General features: G+C 44.5%; 19 protein-coding genes and 4 tRNA genes. 13 read left to right on the top strand and 10 right to left on the bottom strand.

Annotation, left to right across the window (positions count from 1 at the left end; all coding sequences use genetic code 11):
- Nucleotides 1-73: 73 nt before the first annotated feature.
- From OV592_RS15335 to OV592_RS15320, 4 genes are all read left to right on the top strand, one after another.
- A tRNA-Asp gene (locus OV592_RS15335) sits at nucleotides 74-150 on the top strand.
- A gap of 36 nt (nucleotides 151-186) precedes the next feature.
- Nucleotides 187-263 (top strand) — tRNA-Asp (locus OV592_RS15330).
- Nucleotides 264-286: 23 nt separating this feature from the next.
- Nucleotides 287-363, top strand: a tRNA-Asp gene (locus OV592_RS15325).
- 39 nt (nucleotides 364-402) lie between these two features.
- Nucleotides 403-479, top strand: a tRNA-Asp gene (locus tag OV592_RS15320).
- 94 nt (nucleotides 480-573) lie between these two features.
- Here OV592_RS15320 and OV592_RS15315 read toward each other — a convergent pair.
- Both OV592_RS15315 and fadE read right to left on the bottom strand, forming a co-directional pair.
- Nucleotides 574-2,100: an HD domain-containing phosphohydrolase gene (locus OV592_RS15315; protein ID WP_406609169.1), complete on the bottom strand. Its 1,527-nt coding sequence runs from the start codon at nucleotides 2,098-2,100 to the stop codon at nucleotides 574-576.
- A 131-nt stretch (nucleotides 2,101-2,231) separates the two neighbouring features.
- Nucleotides 2,232-4,703 (bottom strand): acyl-CoA dehydrogenase FadE, encoded by a 2,472-nt coding sequence (fadE, locus tag OV592_RS15310; protein WP_406609168.1) that lies wholly within the window; start codon nucleotides 4,701-4,703, stop codon nucleotides 2,232-2,234.
- 214 nt (nucleotides 4,704-4,917) lie between these two features.
- Here fadE and lpcA point away from each other — a divergent pair, with 214 nt between their 5' ends.
- On the top strand, nucleotides 4,918-5,493 hold the full coding sequence (gene lpcA, locus OV592_RS15305) for a D-sedoheptulose 7-phosphate isomerase (RefSeq protein ID WP_152779719.1): 576 nt from the start codon (nucleotides 4,918-4,920) through the stop codon (nucleotides 5,491-5,493).
- A 37-nt stretch (nucleotides 5,494-5,530) separates the two neighbouring features.
- Nucleotides 5,531-6,295: a class II glutamine amidotransferase gene (locus tag OV592_RS15300; protein WP_016403659.1), complete on the top strand. Its 765-nt coding sequence runs from the start codon at nucleotides 5,531-5,533 to the stop codon at nucleotides 6,293-6,295.
- 66 nt (nucleotides 6,296-6,361) lie between these two features.
- Here the strand turns inward: OV592_RS15300 and purN are convergent, their stop codons facing one another.
- Nucleotides 6,362-7,006 carry a phosphoribosylglycinamide formyltransferase gene (gene purN, locus OV592_RS15295; RefSeq protein ID WP_406611436.1) on the bottom strand — a complete coding sequence of 215 codons (645 nt, stop codon included), beginning with the start codon at nucleotides 7,004-7,006 and terminating at the stop codon, nucleotides 6,362-6,364.
- Nucleotides 7,007-7,011: 5 nt separating this feature from the next.
- The gene (gene purM, locus OV592_RS15290; protein WP_016403657.1) at nucleotides 7,012-8,052 is read right to left on the bottom strand and encodes a phosphoribosylformylglycinamidine cyclo-ligase; all 1,041 of its coding nucleotides are present in this window, start codon (nucleotides 8,050-8,052) and stop codon (nucleotides 7,012-7,014) included.
- Nucleotides 8,053-8,225: 173 nt separating this feature from the next.
- Here purM and upp point away from each other — a divergent pair, with 173 nt between their 5' ends.
- The 3 genes from upp to hda all read left to right on the top strand — a co-directional run bounded on the left by upp (nucleotide 8,226) and on the right by hda (nucleotide 10,661).
- Nucleotides 8,226-8,852, top strand: a complete 627-nt coding sequence (upp, locus tag OV592_RS15285; RefSeq protein WP_406609167.1) for a uracil phosphoribosyltransferase — start codon at nucleotides 8,226-8,228, stop codon at nucleotides 8,850-8,852.
- Nucleotides 8,853-8,890: 38 nt separating this feature from the next.
- On the top strand, nucleotides 8,891-9,886 hold the full coding sequence (locus OV592_RS15280) for a DUF2066 domain-containing protein (RefSeq protein ID WP_406609166.1): 996 nt from the start codon (nucleotides 8,891-8,893) through the stop codon (nucleotides 9,884-9,886).
- A 70-nt stretch (nucleotides 9,887-9,956) separates the two neighbouring features.
- Nucleotides 9,957-10,661, top strand: coding sequence for a DnaA inactivator Hda (gene hda / locus OV592_RS15275; protein WP_016403654.1), 705 nt, complete (start codon nucleotides 9,957-9,959; stop codon nucleotides 10,659-10,661).
- Here the strand turns inward: hda and OV592_RS15270 are convergent.
- From OV592_RS15270 to OV592_RS15260, 3 genes are read right to left on the bottom strand one after another with little or no spacing between them, the layout of a single operon-like run.
- Nucleotides 10,658-11,053: a DUF2069 domain-containing protein gene (locus OV592_RS15270; protein ID WP_406609165.1), complete on the bottom strand. Its 396-nt coding sequence runs from the start codon at nucleotides 11,051-11,053 to the stop codon at nucleotides 10,658-10,660. The genes hda and OV592_RS15270 overlap by 4 nt on opposite strands.
- Complete coding sequence (arsC, locus tag OV592_RS15265; RefSeq protein WP_016403652.1) at nucleotides 11,046-11,396, bottom strand: arsenate reductase (glutaredoxin); 351 nt, start codon at nucleotides 11,394-11,396, stop codon at nucleotides 11,046-11,048. The genes OV592_RS15270 and arsC overlap by 8 nt, the downstream gene beginning before the upstream one ends.
- A gap of 19 nt (nucleotides 11,397-11,415) precedes the next feature.
- Nucleotides 11,416-12,855, bottom strand: coding sequence for a M48 family metalloprotease (locus OV592_RS15260; RefSeq protein ID WP_406609164.1), 1,440 nt, complete (start codon nucleotides 12,853-12,855; stop codon nucleotides 11,416-11,418).
- Nucleotides 12,856-12,984: 129 nt separating this feature from the next.
- Here OV592_RS15260 and OV592_RS15255 point away from each other — a divergent pair, with 129 nt between their 5' ends.
- Nucleotides 12,985-13,212 carry a sulfurtransferase TusA family protein gene (locus OV592_RS15255; RefSeq protein ID WP_016403650.1) on the top strand — a complete coding sequence of 76 codons (228 nt, stop codon included), beginning with the start codon at nucleotides 12,985-12,987 and terminating at the stop codon, nucleotides 13,210-13,212.
- A 10-nt stretch (nucleotides 13,213-13,222) separates the two neighbouring features.
- Nucleotides 13,223-14,311: an AI-2E family transporter gene (locus OV592_RS15250; protein ID WP_152779707.1), complete on the top strand. Its 1,089-nt coding sequence runs from the start codon at nucleotides 13,223-13,225 to the stop codon at nucleotides 14,309-14,311.
- Here the strand turns inward: OV592_RS15250 and bcp are convergent, their stop codons facing one another.
- Nucleotides 14,312-14,776, bottom strand: coding sequence for a thioredoxin-dependent thiol peroxidase (gene bcp / locus OV592_RS15245; RefSeq protein WP_406609163.1), 465 nt, complete (start codon nucleotides 14,774-14,776; stop codon nucleotides 14,312-14,314). It lies immediately after the preceding gene.
- 24 nt (nucleotides 14,777-14,800) lie between these two features.
- Entirely contained in the window at nucleotides 14,801-15,328 is a 528-nt protein-coding gene (locus tag OV592_RS15240) for an ACT domain-containing protein (protein ID WP_338621882.1), read from the bottom strand.
- A 234-nt stretch (nucleotides 15,329-15,562) separates the two neighbouring features.
- Between OV592_RS15240 and bamC the strand changes: the two genes are divergently transcribed.
- A complete protein-coding gene (bamC, locus tag OV592_RS15235; protein ID WP_406609162.1) occupies nucleotides 15,563-16,750 on the top strand; it encodes an outer membrane protein assembly factor BamC in 1,188 nt (395 codons plus the stop codon).
- 243 nt (nucleotides 16,751-16,993) lie between these two features.
- The gene (locus OV592_RS15230; protein ID WP_406609161.1) at nucleotides 16,994-17,392 is read left to right on the top strand and encodes a hypothetical protein; all 399 of its coding nucleotides are present in this window, start codon (nucleotides 16,994-16,996) and stop codon (nucleotides 17,390-17,392) included.
- Between the two features lie 36 nt (nucleotides 17,393-17,428).
- Here the strand turns inward: OV592_RS15230 and OV592_RS15225 are convergent, their stop codons facing one another.
- The gene (locus OV592_RS15225) at nucleotides 17,429-17,575 is read right to left on the bottom strand and encodes a DUF2897 family protein (protein WP_406609160.1); all 147 of its coding nucleotides are present in this window, start codon (nucleotides 17,573-17,575) and stop codon (nucleotides 17,429-17,431) included.
- Nucleotides 17,576-17,588 lie beyond the last annotated feature (13 nt).

Below are 17,588 nucleotides of genomic sequence, written 5' to 3'. Positions count from 1 at the left end.
TAAGACAATTCTTTGTTGACTCGTAATAGGCATAACCGTATTATCTGCGCCGCACCAGACGAGATGGTTCTGCGGAGTGGTAGTTCAGTTGGTTAGAATACCGGCCTGTCACGCCGGGGGTCGCGGGTTCGAGTCCCGTCCACTCCGCCAAGTCTGTTTAGTCTGTGTGTAATGTTTCGATGTAGCGGAGTGGTAGTTCAGTTGGTTAGAATACCGGCCTGTCACGCCGGGGGTCGCGGGTTCGAGTCCCGTCCACTCCGCCAACGACGAAACAATTTAATGCGTAGGAGTGGTAGTTCAGTTGGTTAGAATACCGGCCTGTCACGCCGGGGGTCGCGGGTTCGAGTCCCGTCCACTCCGCCAGCATTAAAGTAGTAATACAATCGTGACGTTAGTATATGCGGAGTGGTAGTTCAGTTGGTTAGAATACCGGCCTGTCACGCCGGGGGTCGCGGGTTCGAGTCCCGTCCACTCCGCCACTACTAAACAAGAGCCTCGTTAAGCGAGGTTTTTTTGTGCCTAAAATTTGAGGGATTAGGCTTTAAGGTTGACTCAAAGCCTTAATTGGTAGGCTTAGTCTTGATACTTATCTCTAATTTTTACAAATCGAGCAAAGTTGTTGAGCAGCGCATCCACAAGCTGTGGATCAAACTGTTTACCGCGTTGTTGTTCTAAATACTCAATAATCTCTTGGTCATTCCAGGCATTTTTATAACAGCGTATGCTGCCTAGGGCATCAAACACGTCAGCAATGGCGGTTAAACGGCCGCTAATTGGGATCTCTTCACCTTTTAAGCCTCTTGGGTAACCACTGCCATCCCATTTCTCATGGTGCGAGCCAGCGATTTCTGAAGCAAGTTGCATCACTTCAATATTTGAGTCTTTAAGCATGTTTTCGCCAATGGCCGCATGGGTTTGCATTACTTCCCATTCCTCGGGGGTAAGCTTGCCCGGTTTGTGTAGTATTGCATCGGGAATGGCCACTTTGCCTACATCATGTAAGGGTGATGCCAGCTTTAACTGTTCAACTTTCATGGCTGGTAAGTCAAGTAACTCGGCGAGTAAAGCAGTAAAAAGGGCAACTCGGCGAACGTGCATGCCCGATTCTTTAGAGCGAGTTTCAACTATTTCCCCGAGGCGATACAGTACTTCTTTTTGGTTGGTGCTAATCACTTCGTTAAGCCGAATGTTTTCTAACGCAACCACGATGTTTTCACTAAGCAAGTTAATAAAATGCTGATCTGCTTGGTTAAACGGCGTATTCCTAGTGATATAAAACAATAAATTGTAAGCGCTGTTTTCACAGTAAATCGCTAAGGCATTGTCTTGGAAAACATTGGTTTTTTGATTTATTGCTTGGCTGAATATTTGCTGTTGATTACTGGGGAATTCTGATAAATGTTGATGCGCTTTACTAGGGCGTTGTTGCCCTTGATAAGCTAATAACTGCAATTGAGTAGAGTTAACTTTATAAGCATATTGTTCTACTTGATAGATACAGCTGTCTTCTATATTTAGTATTACGGCCAGTTGTTCTAAGGCACCTTCCACAAAAGTAAACAAGGCATTTTTTTCAAATATGCCGCGCGAGGCCTTCACGACTTTTTCTAGACCCAGTTTATGTTTCTCAAGCGAACAAATATCTCGGTAGGAGCGCAAGCTAGCTCTAATAAGGGTACGTAGTTTTTGAGAGGTGAGCTCGGTTTTGTCTTTGTAGTCGTTAATGTCGTAGTTTTCTACAACTTCATCTTCGGGAGCTTGCCCAGGTTGGCCGGTGCGTAATACGATTCGAACGCTTTGGTTATCCAGATCTTGGCGAATATGACGAACTAAACATAAGCCTGCATCGTCGGTTTCCATGACAACATCTAATAGGATTAAGGCGATGTCGTTGTGTTCGGCCAATATAAGTTTGGCTTCTTGGGCTGAGTTGGCATGTAGAAATAATATCGATTTGTTGTCAAAAACAAACTGCGACAACGTCATGCTAGTGATGTGGTGAACTTCCGGCTCATCGTCAACAACCAATAGTTTCCATTGATCCTGTTGCTCTTGAGTTTCGGTGGCTGTGTCATCTAGTAAAAAGATGTCGTCGCTCATTCGCTATCCATTGCTTATGTTTTTCTTTTAGTTAAGTGTATTTTAGACTCAAATTCAATGCCTTGCTTCTGATACTGATAAAAAAAGCGAGCTATTGTTGCTCGCTTATTTTTGATTGATGAATTTTTGTATTAAGCGACGGAGTCTAAATCAGCTGCGTCTGTTTTGGTTAGGTTAGGGCGATTCTCTAATTGCTCATGGTCAAAGTCATCTACGTTAATTGCAGCCAACCTGCCTTGTTCTGTTCGGCGCATTAAGGCGGCTTCTTCGGCGTTAACTACACCAAGTTTTATACCTTCGTCGGCAAGTTTATCTAGCTGAGTGAAGGGGCGTTTCTCGCCTAGTGCTTTACATACTTTGTCGTATAGCGCTTCGCAAGCCAGTACATCCTCTAAAGTTTGCTCTAACTCACCATAAACATTGCCTTCTACTCGACTATCAAAGCGGCCCTGTCCTACGCGACTTCGGGTTTCACTTGGCTCTTGTAGAATACGTGCAAGTTTATGGTCTAACACATCACTGGGGGCATGGAAGGGCTTACCTAGCGGGAACATCACTAAGCGCATTGCTTTACCTACCCATTTATTCGGGAAGTTAAGCAGTAACTCATCTAAGGCATTCTGTAATTGAAACAGAGAGTCTTGCATGCTCCAGTGCAACAAGGGCAAATCTTCTTGTTTGCGGCCGTCATCGTCAAAACGTTTTAAAGTGGCCGAGCACAAGTAAAGCTGGCTTAACATGTCGCCTAGGCGAGCTGATACTCGTTCTTTACGTTTTAAGTTACCGCCTAGCGTTCCCATAGCTACATCAGACAACAGCGCTAAATTGCTACTAAAACGAGTTAGTTGTTTGTAGTAGGTAGCCGTTTGGTCGGAGTAGGGAGTGCTAATTAAACTGTTGCTAGTTAGGCCAAACCAAAAACTGCGAACAAAGTTGCTGGTGGCAAAACCTAGGTGGCTAAATAGCGCTTTATCAAACTGTTGTAAGCCTTGGTTAAAATCGGGGTGTTGAGTAGCTTCCATTTCTGCAAGCACGTATGGGTGACAACGAATGGCGCCTTGCCCGTAAATAATCATGCTTCGAGTTAGAATGTTTGCACCCTCAACGGTAATGGCAATAGGTGCCCCCTGATAAGAGCGAGCTAAAAAGTTTTTCGGACCTAAACAAATGCCTTTACCGCCCACTACATCCATTGCATCAATGCTGGCGCGCTGGCCACGGTGAGTTAGGTGGTATTTTACTATGGCAGAAATAACTGAGGGTTTTTCGCCTAGGTCGATGGCGGTTACGGTTAAATCAGACGCCGCTCCCATCATGTAGGCATTACCGGCTAAGCGGGCTAATGGCTCTTCTACACCTTCCATTTTACCAATGGGTAATTTGAATTGGCGACGGATGCGGGCGTAAGCACCGGTAGCTAAAGCCGCATTTTTAATGCCGCCAGTTGCACTAGAAGGCAGGGTAATTCCGCGACCAACCGACAAACACTCCACTAGCATGCGCCAACCTTGGCCCGCCATTTCTTTACCTCCAATGATAAAGTCGATAGGCACAAACAGGTCGTTAGCGCGGGTAGGGCCGTTCATGAAAGGAACGTTAAGTGGGAAGTGACGACGACCTACTTCAACCCCTTCAATGTCGGTTGGAATAAGTGCGCAGGTAATACCAAGCTCTTCCTGCTCGCCAAGTAGTTTGTCGGGATCTGATAATTTGAATGCTAGGCCTAAAATAGTCGCCACCGGCGCTAAGGTGATATAGCGTTTATTCCAAGTAATTCGCATACCCAGCACTTGCTCACCTTGCCATTCACCCATGCAAACTACACCTGCATCAGGAATCGACCCGGCATCTGAGCCAGCTTCTGGGCTGGTTAAGGCAAAACAAGGAATTTCTTTACCCTCTGCTAAGCGGGGTAGGTAGTGGTCTTGTTGTTCTTTTGTTCCGTAGTGTTGCAATAATTCGCCTGGGCCAAGCGAGTTAGGCACACCTACTGTGCTAGATAGTACTGCTGAAATACTGGCGAGTTTTTGTAGCACACAAGATTGCGCGTAGGCAGAGAACTCTAGACCACCGTATTTCTTTTTGATGATCATGGCGAAGAATTTATGCTCTTTCAAAAAGTCCCAAATTTCTTCGGGTAAGTCTGCTAGTTCATGGGTTATTTCCCAGTCTCTAGTCATCGCACATACTTGCTCAACCGGACCATCTAAAAAGGCTTGTTCTTCTGCACTTAGGCGTGGCGCCGGGTAGCTATGAAGCTTTTTCCAGTCAGGCGCTCCGCGAAATAGCTCGCCTTCCCACCATGTGGTACCTGCCTCGATGGCTTCTTTTTCGGTACGCGACATTTCGGGCATGATTTTTTTGAAGGTTTTGAACAGCGGTTTAGAGATCAGTTGTTGACGCAAAGGCTTAAAATTCAACCCACCAACAATTAACAAATAGGCTAGCCAGAACAGCTCGCTAAAGGGCGAGACAAAACTGTAAGCAGCCAGTGAGGCGGTTAGCACTAGGCTAAATGCCAGTAACGACGCTCTAAAATAAGCGAGCCCGCCCATTAATAATAGGCCACCAATGGCAGCAAAAAGGGGTAAGTAACTTTGCATCAATCTCTCCTTGGACTTGTAAGAGGTCTGACCTCTTTGGGTATTTGTAACGCAGTAGTTAACAAACTTCAAGTCTTTTACAAAATATCAACATAAGTTTAGTTGTATTTTTTAGTTAACAAATTGAGATATGCGCTGAATAGAACGCTGATCCTTACTAAAAAAAAAGTTATAGTGTGCAGCTAATAAGCCTTGCCCAGATAAGGGAACCTAGATGAAAAATTTGATAGTTGAAGAGTTACAAGAAGCAGTAACTGTTCTAAATGCTTTTATTGCCGATGAGAAAAACATTGACGCGATCGAACAAGCGGCTCGCTTGTTAGCTGACAGCTTTAAGCAACAAGGCAAAGTATTATCTTGTGGTAATGGTGGTTCTCATTGTGATGCCATGCATTTTGCCGAAGAGTTAACCGGCCGCTATCGTGAAAACCGCCCTGCTTACCCTGCTATTGCTATCTCTGATCCTAGCCACTTATCTTGCGTGAGCAATGATTATGGCTACGAGTATGTATTTTCTCGTTATATTGAAGGTTTAGGTCAAGCTGGTGATGTTCTCTTTGGCATTAGTACTAGTGGTAACTCAGGTAATATCATCAAGGCGATAGAAGCGGCTAAAGCCAAAGGCATGAAAGTGATTATTTTGTCTGGCAAAGATGGTGGCAAAATGGCGGGTCAAGCGGATGTAGAGATTAGAGTTCCGCACTTTGGTTTTGCTGACCGCATTCAAGAAATCCACATTAAAGTGATTCATATTTTGATTCAGTTAATCGAGAAATACATGGCCGAGTAAGCCTATTATTTCCGTAATGTAAGTAGCGAGTAGTTGTATGTGTGAGTTACTAGGAATGAGTGCCAATGTTCCTACTGATATTTGCTTTTCCTTTACCGGCTTGGTTCAGCGCGGCGGCGTTACTGGACCGCATGTAGACGGCTGGGGTATTACTTTTTATGAAGGTAAGGGTTGTCGCAGTTTTAAAGATCCTGCGCCAAGTTGTAAATCTAAAATTGCAGAGTTGGTTCAGGCTTTTCCGATTAAAAGCCAGGCAGTAGTAGGACATATTCGCCAAGCTAACCGCGGGTGTGTTTCTTTGGAGAATACCCATCCTTTTACCCGTGAGTTATGGGGACAAAACTGGACCTATGCTCACAATGGGCAATTAAAAGGATATAAGCAGCTTGATACAGGCTTCTTTAGGCCAATTGGTGCAACCGATAGCGAGCGTGCTTTTTGTTGGATCCTCGAACAGTTGCGTATTAAGTACCCACGTAAACCCGCTAACATGAAAGCTATGTTTAAATTTGTGGCGAGCCTAGCCGATCAGCTACGTGCAAAAGGCGTATTTAATATGCTGCTGAGCAATGGCGAGTTTGTGATGGCTTATTGTTCAACAAATTTACATTGGATTACTCGCCGTGCTCCTTTTGGAGAGGCTCAGCTGGCCGATGCCGATGTTACTATCGACTTTTATAAAGAAACTACGCCAAATGATGTAGTGACAATGATTGCAACTCAGCCTTTAACCAATAACGAACAATGGCAAAAAATTGCTAGCGGCTCTTATGTATTGTTTAAAGACGGTGAAGTGCAATAAAGCTTTTAAGCTAACTAAGCTTTATGCGAAAACAAATAGAAAAAAAGCGCCTTTAGGCGCTTTTTTTTATGAGTTAGCGTAACCGCTAGTAGGGAGTATATTGCTGTCGAGTAGGGCGCTGTCATTTTCCATGCTCAAGCGTCCTTCAACAAACCAATTAACGACCAATGGGTATATGGCATGTTCTTGCACTTGTACCCTTGCTGCTAGTGTTTCGGCATCATCATCGCTAAATACGGGAACTTTGGCCTGCAAAATTACCGGGCCTCCGTCTAACTCGGGTGTGACGAAGTGAATGCTGCAACCGTGTTCTTGGTCTTGGGCATCAATGGCGCGCTGATGGGTATTTAAACCTTGGTACTTGGGTAGCAAAGAGGGGTGAATGTTTAGCATCTTGCCGCTAAAACGTTCCACAAATGCTTGGCTAAGAATACGCATGAAGCCAGCCATCACGATTAAGTCAGCTTTATGCTGCTCGATCACCTCGGCCAAGGCCATGTCATAGCTTTCGCGATCGCTATACTCTTTAGGGTTTACAACTACCGTGTTAATGGCTGCCTGCTTAGCGCGCTCAAGGCCATAAGCGTCGGCCTTGTTGCTTACTACAGCAGAAATAGAGGCGTTGATACGCCCCTCTTTACAGGCATCAATAATGGCTTGCAGGTTAGTCCCTGAACCTGAAATCAATACAACAATGTTGCGTGCCATTATTTACCCTATTTAAATTCTACTTGGCCTTCGCCTTCAGCTACATCTTCAATGTGGCCAATTTTCCAAGCTGTTTCGCCGTGTTCTGCTAGTAAGGCTAGAGCAGCGTCTACTTCAGCTTCTGGTAAAGCGATAACCATGCCTACACCACAGTTAAAGGTGCGGTACATTTCTTCACGAGCCACGTTGCCGTTCTCTTGCAACCAGTTGAATACTTCAGGCCATTGCCAGCTATTTTCATCAACCACAGCTTTTGCACCAGCTGGTAATACGCGAGGAATGTTCTCCCAGAAACCACCACCAGTGATATGCGATAAAGCATGTACTTCACATTGCTTAAGCAAGGCTAATACAGACTTAACGTAGATTTTTGTTGGGGTTAATAGGGTTTCACCTAGCGTGCTATCACCTAAAACTTGTTTAGGATCGGCATTAGATACCTCTAAGATCTTGCGAATTAGTGAATAACCGTTTGAGTGAGGGCCACTTGACGCTAAAGCGATTAACGCGTCACCGCTTGCTACTTTAGTGCCGTCGATAATTTCTGACTTTTCAACAACACCCACACAGAAACCTGCGATGTCGTAGTCGTCGCCATGGTACATACCAGGCATTTCTGCAGTTTCACCACCAATTAAGGCACAGCCAGATTGCTCACAACCTTGACCAATCCCTTTAACTACGTCTGCTGCAGTATCAACTTCAAGCTTACCAGTTGCGTAGTAGTCTAAGAAAAATAGCGGTTCAGCACCTTGTACAATAAGGTCGTTTACACACATTGCTACCAAGTCGATACCAACGGTGTCGTGTTTTTCCAAATCTAACGCTAAGCGTAATTTAGTACCTACACCATCGGTGCCAGCAACTAATACAGGCTCTTTGTAACCAGTTGGCAATTGACACAATGCACCAAAGCCTCCTAGTCCACCCATTACTTCTGGGCGCTGGGTACGTTTACTAACACTTTTGATACGTTCTACTAATGCATTACCAGCTTCGATATCAACGCCAGCATCTTTATAACTCAGAGGGGTGTTTTGTTTGGTCACGGGATTACCTTGCAACGAACATGGAAAAAAATTTCGCGATATTTTAGCAGTGTTAGCTGTCCGGTAACAGTAATAAACGATAACTAAGACATTTTGTTGATATTTGCTAACATATCTCCATTGAGCCTGATTTAAACTAGCGGCTCACAATTCGGTAAATCAAAGGAATAGAGATGAAAGTTGTTGAAGTAAAGCATCCTTTAGTTCGTCATAAAATTGGCCTAATGCGCGAAGCAGACATTAGCACAAAGCGTTTTCGCGAATTAGCACGTGAAGTATCTGCATTACTTACCTACGAAGCGACAGCCAACTTAGAAATTGAAGAAGTGACTATTGTCGGTTGGAATGGCCCAGTAAAGGTTGAACAAATTAAAGGTAAAAAGGCTACGGTTGTGCCTATTTTGCGCGCGGGCCTTGGCATGATGGACGGTGTGCTAGAGCATATGCCTTCAGCAAAAACCAGCGTGGTGGGGATTTATCGTGATGAAGAGACTCTAGAGCCAGTTCCATACTTTCACAAACTAGTTAGCCAAATTGATGAGCGTTTGGCTCTTGTGGTAGACCCTATGCTAGCTACTGGTGGCTCAATGATTGCCACCATCGACCTACTTAAAGAGCAAGGCTGTAAAGACATTGTAGTATTAGTATTAGTTGCTGCTCCCGAAGGTTTAAAAGCTTTGGAGGCTGCACACCCCGATTTGGTCTTGTATACTGCGTCAATTGATGAAAAGCTAAATGAGCAAGGCTACATCCTTCCTGGTTTGGGTGATGCCGGCGATAAGATTTTTGGTACTAAATAGTACGCAAAAATAGTTAATTGAATCTCTAGGAGAGCGCAGTGATTAGAAAGTGGTTGTTGGTACTTAGTTTGGCAGTTGTGATGTTGCCGGTTCAAGCCTCGCTGCAAGAGGAACTTTACCGAGTTGAAGCACAAGCCACTGGCGATACCCAACAAGATCAGCAACAAGCTTTTGAGTTATTGGTACTGCGCTTAACTGGGGAGCAAGCTAGCAATGCAAACCCGTTAGTTGCTAAAGCAAGAGCCAATATTAACCCGTATATTCAACAGTTTGCTTATCGGGACGATGCAATTTCGGTGCTATTTAACGAAGCAAAAGTAAATCAACTGTTGATGCAAGCTCAATTGCGTTTATGGGGGAAGCAACGCCCGGACATCGTATTGTGGTATGCCAACGAGCAGAATTTTAATCGAGAATTGTTAGCTGATAGTGCTCAACAAGATTGGTTAGAGGCTGGCCGCGAACAGGCGCAGCTACTAGGTTTGCCTGTTCGCCTCCCTGTTATGGATTTAGAAGATAGCATGGCGGTAAGTGTAAATGATGTATGGGGTGGTTTTGATGGCCCATTGTATGCGGCTAGCGAACGTTACTCTGTGCCACTTATCTTGAGCTTTCGCCAATATCCACAAGGTCAAAATTGGCAGATCCAATGGCGATTGTTAGACAGTGCAAGCCAAGTTCAACTTGATAGCGGCCAAGTACAAGCGCCACTAGCAGACGTTAGCGCAGCCGCTATGAGTGCGGTAAGTGCCAGTTTGGCCGAGCGTTATGGCGTGATATTAGGCGAGAATGCTGACGAAGCGATGTTAGTTAGTTTTGCTAACATAACCAGCATGAACAAATATGTTGAGTTGGAGCGCTTTCTAAACCAGCAACCTAGTGTGGCAAGAGTGACCTTACACAATGTAAAACAAGATACCTTTACTTTTGAGGTGCAACTGCTTAGCCCTTGGGAAGACCTTAAATCTTCACTTGATATCGCTCCGCGCCTGCAAGCGGATGAAACGCGAACAAAGTACTACTATTACCAGTAGCAAAAATTTTTCATCTTAATAACGAGCTGGTACAATGCCCCTAGACTTGTATCAGCTTTGATTTATCACTTTGAGTTTTTCCCCGCAATTATCACTTCCTGTACTGCTACCTGACGATGAAACCTTGGTAAGTTTTTACCCGGGCGACAATCAACAGTTACTAAGTGCACTGCGCAATCTTGCTTTAGATAAAGGCGAGAGGATGCTTTATTTATGGGGCAGTGAGGGATCGGGTAGAACCCATTTGTTGCATGCCAGCTGCACCGAAATGGCAGATGTGGGCGCGGCAAGTGCTTACTTACCCCTAGAGATGCACGCAGCAATGTCTCCTAAAATGCTCGAGGGTCTCGAGAGCATGGCCTTAGTGTGTTTAGACAATATTGATGCGATAGTGGGAATTTCGGCCTGGGAAGAGGCGATTTTTGATTTTTATAATCGTCGAAAAGAGCTAGCGTCTACCACCCGTTTAATTGTTACCGCTAATGCGCCAGCCCCTCAGTTATCTTTTGCCTTGGCTGACTTACAGTCTCGCTTAAATTGGGGCGTTACCTATAAGTTGCATGAGCTAGATGATGAGCAAAAGCTAAGTGCTTTGCAATTACGCGCGGAACTACGTGGTTTGAAAATGCCGTTAGAAGTTGCCAGATTTTTATTAAAACGATTATCTCGTGATATGCCTACTTTGTTGAACAAGCTTGATCTGCTCGACCAAGCCTCAATTACTGCTCAACGTAAGCTAACGGTTCCCTTTGTAAAAGAGATCTTAGAGCTTTAGTCTTTAGATTTATCTTTTAGCTTTTTTAAGCCTATCCCCAGCTCTTTACCGCGAAACTTCGCGTACTGTAATCCAAACCAAAACGCACTGAGTACTAACACTAATTCTACTGCAGCTAACCAGCGTTCGGTGTCGGATACTACTAACAGCGTGGTGCTGTGAAGCACGTATAACAGCAGCACAAAACAACTCCAAGCATAGGTATAAGGTTTACCAGCCAAAATGCCTTTTAGCGGGAACAGCAATGGCACAACCCAAAAGGTCAACATTAAACCTAGGCTAATATCAACCGGTGGTGATAGCCATAAATGCCATAACAGCACCCAAGCAAGAAGCGCCAAGTAACTACTCTTGGCAATTAGCAATAGTTGAGATGTGCTTAGCTTAGACAATCTCTAACACCTGCTCTGGTGGTCGGCCAATACGTGCTTTATCTTGATTAATCACAATTGGGCGTTCAATCAGTTTAGGGTTTGCATGCATAGCGGCTACCAGTTGAGCAGGAGTGAGCGATGCATCGGCTAAATTCAATTCTTTGTAGAGCGCCTCTTTAGTGCGCATTAACTGGCGAGGCTCAAGTTGCATCATGTCGAGCATCTTGCTGATATCCGCTTCGCTTGGCGGAGTTTCTAGATAAAGCACGATCTCTGGCTCGATGCCTTTTTCTTGAAGAAGCTGCAAGGTTTGGCGACTTTTAGAGCAGCGCGGGTTATGAAGGATCTTAATAGTAGACATGCTTATTCCTTGTATACATCTAGTTGAGCGACTCGAGCTCTTGCTCAGCAGCCTTAAATTGTTCAATTCTAGCTTGGATGCGAGCTTGCTCAAGATTGTTTTCTGTTAGGTTGTAGGCGCTATGTAGTTCGTCAATGGCGCGGCGATAATCCGAATGCAATGAAAGGTACTCGGCTCGCGCAGTATGGCTAGCCGCCATATTTTTGAGGCGTCGTTGGCTGCGGCTAAGCTCTCCCCAAGCCAGAGCGTCGTTGGGGCGCTCGCGCAGGTAACGATCAAGCAGTTTGGCACCTTCTTCAAATTGGCCATTTTCGCTAAATGCGTGTGCCAAGTTGAGCACAATTACTTGGTTATTGGGGTAGCGAGTCTGCGCTACTTGCAAACGCTTAATCGCAGGTTGGTAGTTCTTCATTGCCAAATCGATGTCGGTTTGGGTATCGATTACAAAAAGGTTGTCGGGATGGCGTGTGGCAAGACCATCAACGATTGTTTTCGACTCTTTGTATTTACCCATGCCAAACAGTGCTAAGGCTTTGCCATAGAGGGCTGCATCTTCAATCCGGTATTCTTTGCGCTTTATTACTCGGTTGTAGTGCTCTAAAGCTTCGGAAGGAGAAAAGGTGCCATGACGCACAATAATCCGTGATTTGGCAAACTGGAACGAAAGGGAAGGCGCAACGTAACGATTAGGGTATTGATTTGCCCGAGCGCGCGCTTCACTAACCCGCGTTTCTGGCAATGGGTGAGTGATTAGCATTTGAGGTGGTTTGCTCGCGTAGCGGTATTTCTCGGACAGCTTACCAAAAAAGTTACCCATTCCTATTGGGTCATAACCGGCCTTGGCCAAGGTACGAAGGCCAATTCGGTCTGCTTCAAATTCGTTGGCACGGGTGTAGTTTATTGAGTTTTGCACACCTGCCGCCATGGTAGCCTGTAACGCTGCTATACCTGCAACTGGGTTGGCGATGCCTAGCAATAAAGAACCTAGCATACCGGCCATAGATAGGTTTTGCGCTGCGGCTTGGTTTTCAATACTTCGGGCAATATGACGTTGAGTAACGTGAGCAATTTCGTGAGCAATTACAGAAGCGAATTCACTTTCAGTATCGGCGTATAAAAATAAGCCCGTATGAATTTTAACGTAGCCACCGAGAAACGCCGCAGCGTTAATTTCATTATCGGTCACTAAAAAGAAGTTAAAGGGAGTACGCACTAAATCAGCTTTGGCAACTAGGTGGTTGCCTAGTTCGGTGACATATTCAGATAACACTGGGTCATTGGTCATACGGCTACTAGCGCGAATAATTCGCATATAGGCATTACCGTATATAATTTCTTTGTCGATGGATAAAGCCGACGCACCGGCGGTACCTATTTCAGGTAATTGATTATTGGCAGACATAAGAGGGGCGTAGCCAAACAGCAGGCCTGCTAAAACAAAATGTGCGAAACGCGTCATTGAAATCCGATAACTTTCCATTTGTATCGCGAGAATACCCCGATTTTGTTTGTTATTCAAAAGCTATAAATTGAGTCCTGATCAATAGCCTGTAATAATGTCATGGTTATTTTATGGTAATTATTACAAATGCTTTGCCTCGATTTACAAAAACACAACTGTCCTTACCCATTATTGGAAAGTAAGCTTTGGCTAAAACAAGCTAAAGTAGGTGATCAAATTCAGTTGCTGTTAGGGGACAGCGGATCACGTAGTGATATCCCCAAGTACTTTCGCCGATTAGGGCATGGCGTAAGTATAGAGCAAGGCGCCCGTGGTTTTTGCGTCACCATAACTGTCCACCCGCTAAAGGATTAAAGCTGTAACTATGTTTAAAGTCTTATCAAATTGGTACCGCCGCATGTTTTCTGATCCGGAAGCGGTGGCTATGGCTCTTGTGTTGGTTATTGGTTTTGTGCTGCTGTATTTCTTTGGCAATTTACTCGCACCATTACTTATTGCTTTAGTACTTGCTTACTTGTTGGATTGGCCAGTGAGCTTTTTAGCCAATCACGGATTTCGCCGGGGCTTTGCTAGCGCCTTAGTGCTACTCATATTTTTCCTGATTGCCACATTTACGGTATTACGCATTTTGCCAACCGTGTGGGGGCAGGGGATGAACTTACTCAGTGAATACCCGGTGATGCTCAACAGCACTCAGCAATGGCTTGAGTCTCTGCCACAGCAATACCCAGAGTTTATCGACGGTGCCTTAGTAGAAAGCGTGGTAGACAATGTTAGAACCCGCTTAATGGGTGTGGGAGAGCAATTGTTGCAGTCTTCACTTTCGTCAATTATCAACTTAGCCACGGTGCTGGTGTATAGCGTGTTGGTGCCGTTGATGGTGTTTTTCATGCTAAGTGACAAACAAGTGTTACTGAATAGCGTGTCGCGCTTTTTGCCTAACGATCGCCGCTTGTTAACTCAAGTATGGTCAGAAATGAATGGCCAAGTAATTAATTATATTCGCGGCAAAGCAATTGAAATACTGCTTGTTGGCGGAGCCAGTTACATTGTGTTCGCAATTATGGATCTGCGTTACTCGGCGTTACTTGGCGTGTTAGTTGGTTTGTCGGTACTTATTCCCTTTATTGGTGCCTTTGCAGTAACCCTACCGGTTGCTATGGTTGGCTTATTCCAGTGGGGGTTAAGCCCTCAATTTGGTTACCTTATTCTGGCTTACGGCATAATACAGGTGATTGATGGCAACGTATTGGTGCCCATTTTGTTCTCAGAAGCGGTTAACCTTCACCCCTTGGCAATTATTGTCGCGGTGTTGGTGTTTGGCGGCTTGTGGGGATTCTGGGGAGTATTCTTTGCAATCCCACTAGCCACTTTGGTGAAAGCGGTAATGAATGCCTGGCCGCACCATATAGAAAAGGTTGAGGACAGCGAGCCCTCAACCTCTGCTGAATAGTTATTGGTTTAAGTAATCGAGCACTACTTGATGGTGCTCTTTAGTTTTAAACTTATTAAACACATGCTCAATTTGGCCTTGCTCGTCGATTAAAAAGCTAATGCGGTGAATACCTTCGTATTCTTTACCCATAAACTTCTTTAAACCCCAAACTCCGAATTGGTCGGCAACTGCATGATCTTCGTCAGACAGTAAATCAAAGTTAAGCTGATGTTTTTCTATAAATTTAGGTAGGCGTTTTACTGGATCTGGGCTTACCCCAAATACTACAGTGTTCGCATCTTTGAGCTGTTCAATGCTGTCACGCAAGCCACAAGCTTGGGTAGTACAACCTGGAGTTAGGGCTTTAGGGTAAAAATACACCAATACTTTTTTACCTGCGTAGTCGCTAAGTTTAATGCGCTTTTCATCTTGGTTTGGCAAATCAAATTGCGGAGCAGCAGCTCCGGCCGTCAATGTGTTCATTAAAGGTGTCCTTTATAGTGGTACTTAATTTGACAAAATTTGTAAATCGAACTGCTCGCTGCCTAACTCTTGGCATAGTTGTGCAAACGCCTGTTCAATTTGTTCTGGTTGATGGGTTTGGTTAAGCTTCACGTCAAACTCAGCGTGTAACATCTCAATATTATTCTTGGTGAACAGATTCGATTTTAAACTCACCATATTCATTTGATGGTCGCTGATAAATTGGGTCACTTTGCTAATCACCCCAGTTGCATCAGGCAAAGTTAATTGCAAAACGGCGGCATGTGAATAATCGATCAATTCGTGGCGTGAGGTTTTTTTCATTACCGTTAGCAGTTGCAGTTCTTGCGCGGTTGCGGGTAATCGAGTCTCTATTTGAATAATGGCATTATGAGTACCGGCCACTAGCATGATTAAGGTAAACTCAGAACCAAAGAGTGCCATTCGGCTATCTACAATGTTACAGCCGCAGCTAGAAACCAGTTGAGTTAATTGATTGACGATGCCTGGCCGATTACTGCCAACAGCGGTGACCACAAGATGTTGACTCATATTCCGTTTTACATATTTAGCTAGATTTAGTGTGTCAGGATACTTGCTTAAAGCTGGGAATTCTAGCGCATATAAATTTAGCAGAAAGTAAAAGGTGAGTTTGTATCAAGCCCTGAATGTTTTCGCCTTGTGTTTATGAAAGTGGCTAAGTAGTATAGCGCCCTTACTCTGGATTGTTTTCGTATGACGAAATCGCTTACCAGTAAATATTTTTGTTTGTAGATGTAGTGGGATATGCAACTAGTTTCTTTTCCAACGATGAAAGTCGTGTTTTTTGGCAGCCTAGTAGCGACTCTGGCAGCATGCTCTAGTAGCGGTGAGAAACACCGTCAGGCTGAGCGAGGCTTTGAGTATTTAGAAGCTACTCAAGTAGAGCCTTTAGTGATCCCAGAAGGGATAACACCACCTGAGCAAAGTAGTGAATTTGTTATTCCAACACCGCAAGCTAAAGAGGAAGTTTTAGTCGGGTCGGCGGTAGATGTTCGCGCACCCGTGCAAATTATACCTCTCATCGCGGGAAGCCGTATCGAAAATACCGAAGACGGTCTGATTTTTTGGTTTGATATTCTACAAGCCCAAACCGCTACCGAAACAACAGCTACGATGATGCAAACCATTAGTGACTATATTGCCTATCGTAACTCTTCTATCGCTCGTCGTGATGACCAGCAAGCTATAATCGAATCAAATTGGTTAGTTGATGCCGAAACAGTAGAAGGTAGTTGGTGGTTTTTCTCCAGCGACACGGTAATGGAGCAACGCCAAAAATTTACCTATCAGCTAGATGTTAAACCTCATGGTCGAACCGCTGGTCTAAAAGTAAGCTTTATCGACGGTGAGATTTATCGCGATGGTGGAGACTTAGCGATTGATTTAGATGAGTTCGACAAGCAGCGCCTTGCAGTGGTAGAGCTTAATCGCTTAATTGGTTATATAAGTGACCGACGTGAAGAGCTAGAGCAGCAGCTTGCGGCGCAACGTGAAGAAGCGCGCTTGGCGGCCATGAGTGAAGCCGAGAAAGAGCAACTTTACGATGAGACGGTTAACTTAGTGTTAGTAAACGACAGCGGTGCTGCTTACTACAAAGCGCGTGCTAACATGGAAAAAACCATGAAGCGTTTGCGTTTAGTATTACCTCTAGCGGGTTTCACTATTACCGATTACATTGCTAACTCTGGCAGCTTGTACTTAACTTATGAGCGTCCACCGGAGCAAGTTCTTGAAAACTATGGTTTAAGCACCATGGAGTTTGAAGAAAAAGACTACATCTTTACGGTGGGGTCAAATGGCAATGTTACTCAAATTACCTTAAGTGATAATGAAGGTGTTGTACTTAAGCCAAGTGAAGTAAAAGCGCTGTATCCGTACTTAGCCATTCTGATGAAGATGGGCTTAGATACAAGCGATAGCTTGTCTCGATAATACTCGCTCGCATTTAGCTAGATTTATAAGGCCTCTTTAAGAGGCCTTTTTTATTAGCCTTTTATGTTTTTTCTTGCGCCTTTGCCCTTTAGGCAATTGACTATTACAGTGTGAGAAGTCATTTGTTTTTAGTTGAGAGTTCTTCCCTAGCTTAAAGTGGGCTTATCTACTCTCTCTTGGCTAAACTTATTTTGGCTTGTATTCGTATTAAATAAGTAACTGATAGACTAAAAGGAAGATGTTATGAGATTTATACTAATTATTGGTGCTGTATTCGCCCTAAGCGCATGCAGCAGTCAAAATGTGGATACAGCTGAAAATAGCTCTACAGCTGTTGAACCCAGTCATTCCAGTGTGGAAAGTGTAGGCGCTAATTCTACAGAAACAACTGCTACCACTGTTGCTGGGGAAGCCAGTAACTCTAGTGTAGATACTATTGGCGCAAATGAGGCGACAAGCGAAACGACAACGCCGGTTATTGATCCAGAAGTAGACGCAATGTTTGGGCAGCTAATTCGACAGTCTATCGCGAACGGAAATGAACAACAGGCCTTGAAGCTTGTAGAAGATGCCGAGCAAGCTGGTTCACTCAAGGCCAGAGATGTTTATTTACAGGCTTTAGAAAAGCAAAAGGAACAGTAGCAGTAAAGCTTGAGGAGTTTACTATTAATGGGCGATTTAACGTGGCTCTGAGTCACGCGACTTTTTTGATTTAGGCAGTTTTGCCTTGATGTTAAATCGGTCCATGTGCCTGAGCAGCATCAAATTTCCAAGGATAAACCCCATTACCAGAGCAATGATAAGAATAACGTATCCGATGGCCATGGTAAGTCTCCAA

The sequence above is a fragment of the Agarivorans sp. JK6 genome (assembly GCF_045277145.1).
In the GTDB taxonomy this organism is placed as follows: domain Bacteria; phylum Pseudomonadota; class Gammaproteobacteria; order Enterobacterales; family Celerinatantimonadaceae; genus Agarivorans; species Agarivorans albus.
The sequence above is the reverse complement of the archived record's forward strand: the minus strand, read 5'-3'. Positions and strand labels throughout refer to the sequence as shown.

What these genes read in the sequence shown, in the direction of transcription:
- upp (WP_406609167.1), top strand. Translation starts at nt 8,226, where the DNA reads ATGAAAGTTGTTGAAGTAAAGCATCCTTTAGTTCGTCATAAAATTGGC.
- OV592_RS15225 (WP_406609160.1), bottom strand. Translation starts at nt 17,575, where the DNA reads ATGGCCATCGGATACGTTATTCTTATCATTGCTCTGGTAATGGGGTTT.
- fadE (WP_406609168.1), bottom strand. Translation starts at nt 4,703, where the DNA reads ATGCAAAGTTACTTACCCCTTTTTGCTGCCATTGGTGGCCTATTATTA.
- OV592_RS15315 (WP_406609169.1), bottom strand. Translation starts at nt 2,100, where the DNA reads ATGAGCGACGACATCTTTTTACTAGATGACACAGCCACCGAAACTCAA.
- arsC (WP_016403652.1), bottom strand. Translation starts at nt 11,396, where the DNA reads ATGTCTACTATTAAGATCCTTCATAACCCGCGCTGCTCTAAAAGTCGC.
- OV592_RS15255 (WP_016403650.1), top strand. Translation starts at nt 12,985, where the DNA reads ATGCTTTGCCTCGATTTACAAAAACACAACTGTCCTTACCCATTATTG.
- OV592_RS15250 (WP_152779707.1), top strand. Translation starts at nt 13,223, where the DNA reads ATGTTTAAAGTCTTATCAAATTGGTACCGCCGCATGTTTTCTGATCCG.
- OV592_RS15230 (WP_406609161.1), top strand. Translation starts at nt 16,994, where the DNA reads ATGAGATTTATACTAATTATTGGTGCTGTATTCGCCCTAAGCGCATGC.
- OV592_RS15240 (WP_338621882.1), bottom strand. Translation starts at nt 15,328, where the DNA reads ATGAGTCAACATCTTGTGGTCACCGCTGTTGGCAGTAATCGGCCAGGC.
- bcp (WP_406609163.1), bottom strand. Translation starts at nt 14,776, where the DNA reads ATGAACACATTGACGGCCGGAGCTGCTGCTCCGCAATTTGATTTGCCA.
- OV592_RS15300 (WP_016403659.1), top strand. Translation starts at nt 5,531, where the DNA reads ATGTGTGAGTTACTAGGAATGAGTGCCAATGTTCCTACTGATATTTGC.
- OV592_RS15260 (WP_406609164.1), bottom strand. Translation starts at nt 12,855, where the DNA reads ATGACGCGTTTCGCACATTTTGTTTTAGCAGGCCTGCTGTTTGGCTAC.
- lpcA (WP_152779719.1), top strand. Translation starts at nt 4,918, where the DNA reads ATGAAAAATTTGATAGTTGAAGAGTTACAAGAAGCAGTAACTGTTCTA.
- bamC (WP_406609162.1), top strand. Translation starts at nt 15,563, where the DNA reads ATGCAACTAGTTTCTTTTCCAACGATGAAAGTCGTGTTTTTTGGCAGC.